The sequence below is a fragment of the Actinosynnema sp. CS-041913 genome, from assembly GCF_050942485.1.
Lineage (GTDB): Bacteria > Actinomycetota > Actinomycetes > Mycobacteriales > Pseudonocardiaceae > Actinosynnema.
On sequence record NZ_CP192037.1, the window covers coordinates 1,830,855 to 1,842,159 of the forward strand.

At 71.4% G+C, this 11,305-nt stretch carries 12 protein-coding genes; 4 read left to right on the top strand and 8 right to left on the bottom strand.

Features of this window, described 5'->3' with window-relative positions:
* Positions 1–12: 12 nt before the first annotated feature.
* Together nrdR and ACQPZF_RS09045 are read right to left on the bottom strand one after the other, a co-directional pair.
* A complete protein-coding gene (gene nrdR, locus ACQPZF_RS09040; RefSeq protein ID WP_433270183.1) occupies positions 13–465 on the bottom strand; it encodes a transcriptional regulator NrdR in 453 nt (150 codons plus the stop codon).
* A gap of 229 nt (positions 466–694) precedes the next feature.
* A complete protein-coding gene (locus ACQPZF_RS09045) occupies positions 695–1,195 on the bottom strand; it encodes a LysM peptidoglycan-binding domain-containing protein (protein ID WP_433270185.1) in 501 nt (166 codons plus the stop codon).
* A 219-nt stretch (positions 1,196–1,414) separates the two neighbouring features.
* Between ACQPZF_RS09045 and lexA the strand changes: the two genes are divergently transcribed.
* Positions 1,415–2,116, top strand: coding sequence for a transcriptional repressor LexA (gene lexA, locus ACQPZF_RS09050; RefSeq protein WP_433270187.1), 702 nt, complete (start codon positions 1,415–1,417; stop codon positions 2,114–2,116).
* Between the two features lie 7 nt (positions 2,117–2,123).
* Here the strand turns inward: lexA and ACQPZF_RS09055 are convergent, their stop codons facing one another.
* The 3 genes from ACQPZF_RS09055 to ACQPZF_RS09065 are packed head-to-tail and all read right to left on the bottom strand — an operon-like array spanning position 2,124 to position 5,129.
* A complete protein-coding gene (locus ACQPZF_RS09055) occupies positions 2,124–3,143 on the bottom strand; it encodes a hypothetical protein (protein ID WP_433270189.1) in 1,020 nt (339 codons plus the stop codon).
* A 3-nt stretch (positions 3,144–3,146) separates the two neighbouring features.
* Complete coding sequence (hflX, locus tag ACQPZF_RS09060) at positions 3,147–4,592, bottom strand: GTPase HflX (RefSeq protein WP_433270191.1); 1,446 nt, start codon at positions 4,590–4,592, stop codon at positions 3,147–3,149.
* 42 nt (positions 4,593–4,634) lie between these two features.
* Complete coding sequence (locus ACQPZF_RS09065; RefSeq protein ID WP_433270193.1) at positions 4,635–5,129, bottom strand: ArsR/SmtB family transcription factor; 495 nt, start codon at positions 5,127–5,129, stop codon at positions 4,635–4,637.
* Positions 5,130–5,184: 55 nt separating this feature from the next.
* On the opposite strand from ACQPZF_RS09065, the gene ACQPZF_RS09070 reads away from it, so the two are divergent.
* Both ACQPZF_RS09070 and ACQPZF_RS09075 read left to right on the top strand, forming a co-directional pair.
* Entirely contained in the window at positions 5,185–6,402 is a 1,218-nt protein-coding gene (locus tag ACQPZF_RS09070) for an MFS transporter (protein WP_433270195.1), read from the top strand.
* Between the two features lie 68 nt (positions 6,403–6,470).
* Complete coding sequence (locus tag ACQPZF_RS09075) at positions 6,471–7,343, top strand: SMP-30/gluconolactonase/LRE family protein (RefSeq protein WP_433270197.1); 873 nt, start codon at positions 6,471–6,473, stop codon at positions 7,341–7,343.
* On the opposite strand, the gene dapF is transcribed toward ACQPZF_RS09075, so the two are convergent.
* Genes dapF through ACQPZF_RS09090 form a run of 3 tightly spaced genes read right to left on the bottom strand, consistent with a single transcriptional unit; the run spans position 7,340 to position 9,738 of the window.
* Positions 7,340–8,140, bottom strand: coding sequence for a diaminopimelate epimerase (dapF, locus tag ACQPZF_RS09080; RefSeq protein ID WP_433270199.1), 801 nt, complete (start codon positions 8,138–8,140; stop codon positions 7,340–7,342). The genes ACQPZF_RS09075 and dapF overlap by 4 nt on opposite strands.
* A gap of 10 nt (positions 8,141–8,150) precedes the next feature.
* Positions 8,151–9,053, bottom strand: a complete 903-nt coding sequence (miaA, locus tag ACQPZF_RS09085) for a tRNA (adenosine(37)-N6)-dimethylallyltransferase MiaA (protein WP_433270201.1) — start codon at positions 9,051–9,053, stop codon at positions 8,151–8,153.
* 4 nt (positions 9,054–9,057) lie between these two features.
* Positions 9,058–9,738, bottom strand: a complete 681-nt coding sequence (locus ACQPZF_RS09090; protein WP_433270203.1) for a hypothetical protein — start codon at positions 9,736–9,738, stop codon at positions 9,058–9,060.
* A 218-nt stretch (positions 9,739–9,956) separates the two neighbouring features.
* Here ACQPZF_RS09090 and ACQPZF_RS09095 point away from each other — a divergent pair, with 218 nt between their 5' ends.
* Positions 9,957–11,279, top strand: a complete 1,323-nt coding sequence (locus tag ACQPZF_RS09095; protein ID WP_433270205.1) for a DUF349 domain-containing protein — start codon at positions 9,957–9,959, stop codon at positions 11,277–11,279.
* The last annotated feature ends 26 nt before the right edge of the window (positions 11,280–11,305 follow it).

An 11,305-nucleotide genomic window follows, 5' to 3' on the forward strand; every position in this document is an offset into this window, starting at 1 on the left:
CTGTGCTGCCGCTCAGTCGCGTTGCGCGTTGCGCAGGTCCGCGATCTCCTTTTCGAAGTCCTCGACCGAGGAGAACGAGCGGTAGACGCTGGCGAAGCGCAGGTACGCGACCTCGTCCAGCTCTCTGAGCGGGCCGAGGATCGCCAGGCCCACCTCGTGGCTGGGTATCTCGGCGCACCCGGTGGAGCGGATCGACTCCTCCACGCGCTGGGCCAGCAGGTGGAACGCGTCCTCGTCGACCGGCCTGCCCTGGCAGGCCCGGCGGACGCCGTTGACCACCTTGTCGCGGCTGAAGGGCTCCGTCACCCCGGACCGCTTGACCACCGCCAGCACGGCTTCTTCCACGGTGGTGAAGCGGCGGCCACAGCTTGAGCAGGACCTCCGCCGGCGGATCACCTGGCCCTCGTCCACCTCGCGCGAGTCGACCACGCGGGAGTCCGAGTTGCGGCAGAACGGACAGCGCACGTCTGGTCACCCCTCCCCGGCGCAGCATCCACCGCAGCTAGCCACGTTGCCGGGAATAACCCAACCTGTGGACTAACTACGACGGTGTAACCACTAGATGTAGGGGTAAACCTATGCCTGCGGCCCACATGGTGCAAGTTGCGGGTCGGCGTGTCGCGGGCGTGTCGCAGGAACCCACGGATGGGTGGGACTCACTGCGATGGGGTGGTCGCGGTGGGTTCGCGGGGGCCTACTTCGGCGGGTCGGTGCGACCGTCCGGGACCACCAGCGGTTGACCCGGCTTGATGGACGGGCTGTCCAGGTTGTTCAGCTTCTTGATGCGGTCGACTACGGCTTCCGGGTTGCTGTCCGGAGCGTTGCGCTCTGCCACGTCCCACAGGGTCTCACCCACCTGGACGTGTATGACGCTGGTGCGTTCGGGGACTGTCGTCGCGCCGGAGCCGTACAGGTAGAGCAGGCTCAGGGTCACAGCCGCCGCCACGGCCATCGCCGCGTAGAGGGCGAACTGGACGACCGGGTGGCGGGTGTCCTCGCGCACCTGGCACGCCGCCGGGTCCGGGGTGGCGGGCACTGCCAGCGGACGGGGGCGGGGAGTGGTGGGGCGGCGGGTGTCCTCGAAGCTGCGCAGGACTCTGGGGCCGGGGCGTAGCGCCTCGCCCCGGCGCACGTCCTCCGCCGCCGCGCCGGCTACCAGTTCGAAGCCGGTGCGCGTGCCAATGACCACCGCCATGACGCCCTCCAACGCAGGTCATCCGATCATGATCGAACTTCTGTTCGATCGAACGTCCGTGCGAATGTCTACCACTTCAACCGGTGAAACCGGAAGGACACGCCGACACTTACTTCGAACAGGTGTTTGATCTGGACGTGGAGTGCGGCTACCTTCGACAACTGAAGATCGACGTACAGCCGGCCTGGGCAATCGGGACCGGTGAGGAGGGAAAGCACCGTGGCTCGCAAGACCAATGACGACCTGCGCATCGCCGCCGATGCGCCCTCCGTGCCCGAACCCGCGGACATCGCGGGGAACGCCGGGCTCACCTTGCGGCAGCGCAAGGTGCTCGACGTGATCCGGGACTGGCTGGACCGTTTCGGCTACCCGCCCAGCGTCCGGGAGATCGGGGAGGCGGTGGGGCTCACTTCCACGTCCTCCGTGGCGCACCAGTTGCGCGCGCTGGAGCGGAAGGGCTTCCTGCGGCGGGATCCCAACCGGCCTCGGGCCGTGGGGGTGTTGCCCACCGAGATCGTGACGGGGCTCGACCCCGCGTCCCGGCCCACGCCCGCCTACGTGCCGATGCTGGGGCGGATCGCCGCGGGTGGGCCGATTCTGGCCGAGGAGGCGATCGAGGACGTCTTCCCGCTGCCGCGCGAGATCGTCGGCGAGGGGGAGGTGTTCCTGTTGAAGGTCGTGGGTGACTCGATGGTGGATGCCGCCATCACCGACGGTGACTGGGTGGTGGTGCGGCAGCAGCCGACCGCCGACAACGGCGACGTGGTCGCGGCCATGATCGACGGGGAGGCGACCGTGAAGACGTTCAAGCGGCGGGACGGGCACGTGTGGCTCCTGCCGCACAACGCCGCCTACCAGCCGATCCTCGGTGACGAGGCGTCGATCCTGGGCAAGGTGGTGGCGGTGCTGAGGCGCCTCTGACCCTGGGTCAGGCTTTGCGTTTGCGGGTGCGGCGGACCACGAGGCCTACGAGGGCCAAGGCCGCCGCGCCGGCGCCAACCACCGGCCACAGTGGTCGGTCGTCGTCCGAAGGGGCGGGAGCTGCCGTCGTGTCGCCCTGGCCCTGGGGCGGCGGTGGTGTCGTGGTCGTCGGTGGTGGGGCGGCCAGGGACGTTGCGCCGGCTACCGCGCGGACCGTCGAGCTGGTGCCCTGGTCGCCGAACTCCGAGGCCGACAGCAGGGTGCCGTCCGGGTCGAAGGCGAGGGCTTCGCCTTGCCGCTCGTTCGGCAACGGGATGCGCACCGGGTCGGATTCCAGGGCCTTCGCCAGGTCGCCGTCGGGCACCCGGAACAGGTACGCGTCGGTGTAGGTGCGCAGGGCTGCCACCTTGCCGTCCCTCGACATCGCGCCGCCGGTGACCAGGCGGGTGACGACCGAGCTCTGGAGTGGGCCGCCGGGGGTGCTCGAACCGCTGATCGGGACTTTCGCCACCTGCTCCAGCGGCGTCGGGGCGCCCTCGTCCAACGCGCCCGTCGGGCGGTAGACGAGGGGTGAGCCGAGGGTTTCCTTGGTGACGATGTGCGGGACTCCGCTCGCGTCCAGGAGCAGCGCCTCGGCGTCGTGCTTCCCGTCCGGGTAGGTCAGCCGGTAGAGCCTCGCCGTCCCGTCCGGGGCGATCGCGTGCAGCGCGACGGTTTCCCGGGACTTGCCGTTGTCGCCGGTGTCCGCCAGCCACAGCGTGCCGTCGGGCGCCAGGGCCAGGTCTTCCACGTCGAACGGGTTGGTGCGGGCGGTGATCGTGCGGGCGATCTCGCAGGTCCGGTCCATCACCTGGATCTCGACGCGGCCCGGGTCGCTGTCGTTGACCGCGAACCACCGGTCGCCGTCGGAGGCCAGGCCCGAGAGCTCTTCAAGGCGTTGGTCGGTCACCTGGCACACGTCGGCGACGGCCGGCTCCGCCAGGGCGGAACCGGCCGTCAGGGCCAGGGTCAGCAGTACCGCGTGCAAGGTCTAGGCGCGGCTTCCGTTCACCGCGAACTGCTCCAGGACTCCGGCCAGGTCCGGGCGGACCCTGGCGCTGAGTTCGGTGCCTTCCTCGGTGTGCCGTTCCTTGATGATCTCGCCCTCGCGGTGGATGCGGGCCACGATCTCGCCCCGGGCGTAGGGCACCAGCGCGTCCACGACCACCTCGGGGCGCGGGATGAGGGTCGCGATGCGCTCCCTCAGCTCCGTGATGCCCTCGCCGGTGCGCGCGGACACGAAGACCGCCGTCGGGAACAGGTGGCGCAGCCGGGCCAGGCCGAGTTCGCCCACCGCGTCGACCTTGTTCACGACCAGCAGCTCGCGCGGCATCGGGTCGTCGCGGCGTTCGCTGATCTCCGAGATCACCTCGCGCACCGCCGTGACCTGCTTCTCCGGCATGCCGTCCGAGCCGTCGACCACGTGGATCAGCAGATCCGCGTCGGCGACCTCCTCCAGCGTCGACCGGAACGCCTCCACGAGCTGGTGGGGCAGGTGCCGGACGAAGCCGACCGTGTCGGTCAGCGTGTAGGGCAGGCCGTCCGGGGTCTGGCTGCGCCTGGTGGTCGGGTCCAGCGTGGCGAACAGCGCGTCCTCCACCAGCACACCCGCCCCGGTCAGGGCGTTGAGCAGGCTCGACTTGCCCGCGTTGGTGTAGCCGGCGATGGCCACGTTGGGCACCGCGTTGGCGACCCGCGCGCCGCGCTTGGTGTCCCGGATGACGCTCATCGCGGCGATCTGCCTGCGCAGCTTCGCGATCCGGGCGCGGATGCGCCGGCGGTCGGTTTCCAGCTTCGTCTCACCGGGGCCGCGCAGACCCACGCCGCCGTTGCCGCCGCCCGCCCGGCCACCGGCCTGCCGGGACAGCGACTCGCCCCAGCCGCGCAGGCGCGGCAGCAGGTACTGGAGCTGCGCCAGCTCGACCTGCGCCTTGCCCTCCTTGGAGGACGCGTGCTGGGCGAAGATGTCCAGGATCAGCGCGGTGCGGTCGACGACCTTGACCTTGAGCTTCTCCTCCAACTGCCGAAGCTGGCCGGGGGACAGCTCGCCGTCGCAGATCACCGTGTCCGCGCCGGTCGAGATCACGATGTCGCGCAGCTCGGTGACCTTGCCGGAGCCGACGTAGGTGGCCGGGTCGGGTCGGTCGCGCCGCTGCACGAGGCCTTCGAGCACCTCGGAGCCCGCCGTCTCGGCGAGCAGCGCGAGTTCCGCCAGGGACGCCTCGGAGTCGGCCGCCGTGCCTTCGGTCCACACGCCGACCAGCACGACGCGCTCCAGGCGGAGCTGCCGGTACTCGACCTCGGTGACGTCCTGGAGCTCGGTGGACAATCCGGCGACGCGGCGCAGCGCGGCGCGCTCGGCGAGGGCCAGCTCGCCGGTGGACAGCTCGTCGTCGTGGTCGAGCCAGTCGTTGCCGTTGTACGTGTTTTCCGTCATTTGCCCTTCATCGTCGCATGTCCGGCAGCCCGAGCCGAGTGGTTAATCGCCGGGGTACACCGCGAGGTAGATCGCCACACGCTCACCTTCCGGGTCGTCCGGCTCGGTTGCCAGCTCATCCAACAACGAACGGAGGCGCCGGTTTAGTTCCCCCGGGTTCACCCGGACGACGAGCCTGGTCTGGTCCAGGCGGCCCGGCTCCAGCTCGGCGACCTCCGCGAGGTACGCCTCGATCATCGCCTCGCCGGCCTCCCGGGCGTACGGGCTCTGGTCGCCGGCGAGCTTCCACGACAGGCCGGTGGACCGGTAGGGGATCTCCCGCGCGCCCCGGTTGCCGGTGCGCGCGGGCTGGGGCTCCAGGAAGCCCGTGGCGACGAGTTTGCGCACGTGGTGGAGGGTGGTGGCGGGGTCCTTGCCGAGCCGTTGCGCGAGTTCCTGGTTGGTCAGGGCGCGGTCGTAGGTGAGTCGGATGATGCGCAGCCGCACGGCGGAGGAGAGTGCGGCGGCTTCTGCCTCGGTGGCCGGCCGTCGGTGCATGTCCAGAGCATAAGTGATTGACACTTTCCAATCACTCGGGAGAGACTCCCCGATCGTGTCCCTTTGGTCTCACCGTGACTTCCGCCTGCTCTGGTTGGGCGACACCATCAGCCAGTTCGGCTCCACGATCGGCCGCACCGTGCTGCCCCTGCTCGCCGCCGGCACCTTGGCGGCCACCCCGTTCCAGATGGGGTTGCTGACCGCGGCGAACACGGCCGCGTTCCTGCTCATCGGGCTGCCCGCCGGGGTGTGGGTGGACCGGCTGAGACGCCGCCCGGTGATGCTCACCGCCGACTTCGTGCGCGCCGCCCTGATGCTGTCCATCCCGGTGGCGTGGTGGCTGGGCACGCTGACGTTCGCGCACCTCGTCGTGGTCGCGCTGCTGGTCGGCGCGGCGACCGTCATGTTCGACATCGCCTACCAGTCCTACCTGCCCGCGCTGGTCGGGCGGGACCAACTGGTGGAGGGCAACTCGAAGCTCACCGCGAGCCAGTCCGTGGCCGAGGTGTCCGGGCCCGCGGCGGCCGGCGGCATCGCGCAGACGCTGGGCGCGGCCAACGGCATCCTGGCCACCGGCGTCGGGTACCTGTGCTCGGCGCTGTTCCTGCTGCGCATCCGGACCGAGGAGCCCGCGCCGCGAGCCGCGGAGAAGCCGGGGCTGGTGTCCGAGATCGCCGAGGGCCTGCGGTTCGTGTTCGGGAACCGGTCGCTGCGGGCGATCATCGGGACCACCGGGACGTCGAACTTCTTCGACGGGATCGGGATGGCCGTGATGGTGCTGTTCCTGGCCCGCGGCCTGGGGCTGTCGGACGGTGTCATCGGTCTGCTGTTCAGCGCCGCGGGCGCGGGCGGGGTGCTGGGCGCACTGACCGCGAACCGGTGGAACAACCGGTTCGGCCAGAACCGGGTGATCTGGCTGTCCATGCTGGTCACCCAGCCGTTCGGACTGCTGCTGCCGCTGGCGGAGGCCGACTGGCGGCTCGCTTTCATCGTGGTCGCCGACCTCGTGCTGGCGTACGGGGCGATCGTCTACAACATCGCGCAGGTGAGCTACCGGCAGGCGATCTGCCCGGACCACCTGCTGGGGCGGATGAACGCGTCGATCCGGTTCGTGGTGTGGGGCGCGCTGCCGGTGGGTGGGCTGATCGGCGGGTTGCTGGGCTCCGGGATCGGCATCATGGCGACCTTGTGGGTGGCCGTGGTGGGACGCACGCTGTCCGTGCTGTGGGTGGTGTTCTCGCCGCTGCGGACCCGCGATCCCGTTCCCGCGTGACTTCCGGCTGTCGGTGTCACCACTGCGGGCGATGCGGGATGTTCCGGTGATCACTAGCGTCGACGACCATGGTTGACACCACCGTGCTGCGTGACGGTCTCCGGTTCGGCGAAGCGCCTCGGCACGGGCCCGACGGCAGGCTGTTCTACTCGGACTTCTACGCCCACGAGGTGCGGGCGCTCGACCTCGACACCGGGGCCGAGGAGATCGTGTGCACGGTGCCCGAGCAGCCGTCCGGGTCGGGGTGGCTGCCGGACGGGCGGCTGCTGGTCGTATCCATGAAGGACCGCACGGTGCGCCGGCTGGAAGGCGGCGCGCTCGTGCTCCACGCCGACCTGGGCGGCATCGCCACGTTCCACGCCAACGACATGCTGGTCGACGGCGCGGGCCGCGCGTACGTCGGCAACTTCGGGTTCGACCTGCACAGCGCCATCGCCGCCGGTGGCGAGGCGCCGATGCTGGAGCCGGGGTGGGTGGCTCCGGGCACGCCGCTGGCGCTCGTGCAGCCCGACGGGACGGTGTCGAAAGCCGCCGACGATCTCAAGTTCCCCAACGGCATGGGCTTCCTGCCGAGCCGGGAGGGCGAGCCCAGGACGCTCATCGTCGCCGAGACGCTCGCGTTCGGGCTCACCGCCTTCGACGTCGCGGCCGACGGCACGCTGTCCAACCGGCGCGTCTGGGCGTCGCTGCGGGAGCACTTCATCGCCCCGGACGGCATCGCGACCGACGACGAGGGCGGCGTGTGGGTCGCCCCCGCGCTCCAGCCATCCGTGTTCCGCGTGCGCGAAGGCGGTGAGATCACCCACAAGGTCGAGACCAGCCAGAACTGCTTCGCGGTGGCCCTGATCGGGCGGCGGCTCGTCTGCTGCACCGCGCCCAGCTCGCAGCCCGAGGTGGTCAGCGTGGACCGGCTGGGCAAGCTGGAGGTGTTCGACCTCTAGAGGGCGTCCCACCAGGCCTGGTCGAGCTCACCGCGGGCGAGCAGCACGGCCGGGCCGGTGAGGGTCGACGTGTCCTCCTCGACCACCACGGACACCTGTCCACCGGGGACGTCCACAGTGGCCTTCCCGGTGCGCTGACCGGTCCCGTGCAGCCACGACGCCACCGCCGCGACGATCCCGGTGCCGCACGACCTCGTCTCGCCCACGCCGCGCTCGTGGACCCGCATCCGCAGCGCTCCGTCGCCCACCACGTTGACGAACTCGATGTTCACGCCGTGCGGGAACACCTCGTGGTCGTAGCCGGGCTGGTCGCGCAGGTCCAGCGAGCCGACCGGCGTGGTCGTCACGCAGGCCAGGTGGGGGTTGCCGACGTTCACGGCGACCCCGTCGAACGACGCGGAGCCGACCACCGCCGTCGACGTGCCGGTGACCAGCGCACGGCCCATGTCCACGGTCACGGTCCCGTCCTCGTGCGCCACCACCTCCCGCCGACCGGCCCGCGTCCCGATCTCGAACGCGCCGAGCGGCGCCAGGTCGGACTCCACCAGGTAGCGGGCGAACACGCGCACGCCGTTGCCGCACATCTCGGCGATGGAGCCGTCCGCGTTGCGGTAGTCCATGAACCAGGGACCGATGTCCGGCCGCACGACCCGCAGCACGCCGTCCGCGCCCAGCCCGCGCTGCCGGTCGCACAGCGCCCGCACGCGCGACTCGGTCAGGTCCAGCAGGCCGTCCGGGTCGGGCAGCACCACGAAGTCGTTCTCGGTGCCGTGACCCTTGAGAAACTCGATTCCCACGGTCGCCAGGCTACTTCGCGACCAGCGTGAGCACGTCGTCGACCAGCCCGTCGGCGCCCGCGTCGAACCAGACGACCCTCCGGTCCCGCCGGAACCAGGACCGCTGCCGGCGCACGAACCGCCGGGTGGCCTGCGCGGTCTCCTGCGCGGCCGTCGCCAGGTCGTGCTCGCCGTCGAACGCCGCCAGCACCTGCTGGTACCCCAGCGCGCGCGACGCCGTGCGCCCCTCCCGCAGGCCGGCCGCCTCCAGCGCGCGCACCTCGTCCACCAGCCCCGCCTCGAACATCCGGTCCACCCGCAGGTCGACCCGCGCGTCCAGTTCGGACACCTCGCGGTCCAGCCCCACCAGCACCGTGCCGTAGCGGGCAGGCCCCGGCTTGGGCAGGGTCGCCGAGAACGGCTGCCCGGTCAGCTCGATGACCTCCAGCGCCCGCACCACCCGCCGCCCGTTGGACGGCAGGATCGCCAGCCCGGCGGCCGGGTCGAGCTGCGCCAGCCGCGCGTGCAGGACCTCCGCCCCGAACACCGCCAGCTCGTTCTCCAGTTGCGCCCGGATCCGGTCGTCGGAGGCCGGGAACACCAGGTCGTCCAGCACCGCCTGCACGTAGAGGCCGGACCCGCCGACCAGGATCGGCACCCGCCCGGTGGCCAGCACCGACTCCACCACCTCGCGGGCTTTGCGCTGGTAGACGGCCACCGAGGCGGTCTCGGCCACGTCCAGCACGTCCAGCAGGTGGTGCGGCACGCCCTGCCGCTCCTCCGGGGTGATCTTCGCGGTGCCGATGTCCATGCCCCGGTAGAGCTGCATCGAGTCGGCGTTGACGACCTCGCCGCCCAGCGCGAGGGCGAGTCGCACGGCGAGATCGGACTTGCCGGTGGCGGTGGGGCCGACGACGGCGATCGGGGCGGTCACGCGGTCAAGCCTCCCAGACGGCCACGTGGTAGCCGACGCCGAACGGCACGAGGAACTCCGACCTCGCGCACCGCCACGCGCCGGGCACGCCCGCCAGCACCTGCCAGGCCGCCCGCCCCCGGGCGCCCAGCTCGTCCGCCAGCGCCGGGTCGAGGTCCGCCAGGCCCTTGACGTCCGCCGCGGCCAGCGCCCTGCGCACGTCCTCGTCGAACGGCCCGGCGCGGTCGTCGGGCCGCCCCACGGCCAGCTCGCCGTGCCGATGAGACCCGTCGCCGAGCACCAGCAGCGCCCGTCCCGTCAATCGAGACCCGAATGAGACGCAGTCCGCCGTCGGCAGGTCCGGCGGCACGAGGTGCACCCGCACGCTGCGTGCCCCTGCGTGTTCGCGCAGCCATCCGGCGACCAGGGCGGGCAGGGGCAGGCCGGGCTCCACAGAGGACGGCCGTTCGGAGAGCGAGACGGGCACGTCCACGCCGAAGCCGCGGAAAGTCCCGGACACGTCCTCCAGGGTCCGCGGGCCGGTCGGGTCGACCGCCACGGCCGTCCAGTCGACGTCGTGCGCCGCCAGATCCCGTGCTGCGGCAAGGCACGCGGCCCGCACCGCGGCGGTCTCGGCGACCGCCCCGCCGACCAGTTCGGGCACCAGCAGCGGAGGGTGCGGCACCACGGCGACACGCGAGATCATGGCAACGCACGCTACTCATCGGCCACCACCAGTACCGATGCGAGCCCTGACCTGTTTGAATGCGCGCGGGGTACTGGGGACTATGGATGCGTCCGCGAGACCTGCTTGCAGGGTCGAGCCGACCACCCCAGGTACTCGGGTGCTGGGCCCCGCCATCGGCGGGGCGCCCGTGGTCGGCACGGGCACCACGAAGTGGGCAGGCGAGGAGGAAGCCGGCGATGACGGAGCACGAGACGACACCGGAAGCCACTGGTGACAGTGGCACAGGGGCGGTGGTCGAGGAGACGCGGACGGAAACCACGCCTCCGCCGGTCCCCGTGGCGTCGGACCACCCTGACCGCTGGGGGCGCGTGGACGCGGACGGCACCGTCTACGTCAAGACGGCCGACGGGGAGCGGGTCGTCGGTTCCTGGCAGGCGGGTGAACCGGCCGAGGGCCTGGCGCACTTCGCGCGCCGGTTCGACGACATCCGCACCGAGGTCGAGCTGCTGGTGACCCGGCTGTCGTCCGGCGCGGGCGACCCGAAGCACGCGCTGGCCAGCGCGAAGCACGTGCAGGAGAGCCTGGCGGACGCGGCCGTCGTGGGCGACCTGGCGGCCCTGGCCGCCCGGGTCGAGCACGTGCTGGCCAAGGCCGAGGAGGGCCTGGAGGCGGCGAAGGCGGCCAAGGACGAGGCGCGGGCCCAGGCAGGCGCGCGCAAGCTCCAGCTAGTGGAGGAGGCCGAGGTCCTGGCCAACGAGTCCACCCAGTGGAAGGCGGCGGGCGACCGGCTGCGGGCGATCCTGGACGAGTGGAAGACCATTCGCGGCGTCGACCGGAAAACCGACGAGCAGCTCTGGCGACGGTTCTCCAAGGCGAGGGACGCGTTCAACCGCAGGCGTGGCTCCCACTTCGCGGACCTGGACCGACAGCGCGGCGTGGCCAAGACGCGCAAGCAGGAGCTGGTGGAAGAGGCCGAGAAGCTCATCGAGTCCGACGACTGGGGCCCCACCGCCGGCCGCTACAAGGAGCTGATGGTCGAGTGGAAGGCCGCCGGCCGTGCGCCGAAGGAGGCCGACGACGCCCTGTGGCAGCGCTTCCGGGCCGCGCAGGACGCCTTCTTCGCCAAGCGCTCGGAGGCGTTCTCGGAACGCGACGCGGAGTTCTCGACCAACGCGAAGCTGAAGGAAGAACTGCTCGCCGAGGCCGAGCACATCGACCCGTCACACGACCTGGAAGCGGCGCGGCAGCAGCTCTACAAGATCCAGGAGCGGTGGGACGCGATCGGCAAGGTCCCCCGCGAGCGGGTCCGTGAGCTGGAAGGCAAGCTACGCACCATCGAGGAGCGCGTACGCGGCGCCGTGGACGCCCAATGGCGCCGCTCCGACCCGGAGGCGGAGGCCCGCGTGGCGCAGTTCCGGGAGCGGGTGGAACAGTTCGAGGCCCAGGCAGCCAAGGCCCGCTCGGCCGGCGACAAACGCCGAGCAGAACAGGCCGAGGCACAGGCCAAGCAATGGCGCGAATGGCTGGCCGCCGCCGAACAAGCGGTCGCCTCGCGGTAAGAAACAGCCGGACAACGGCCGGGCCC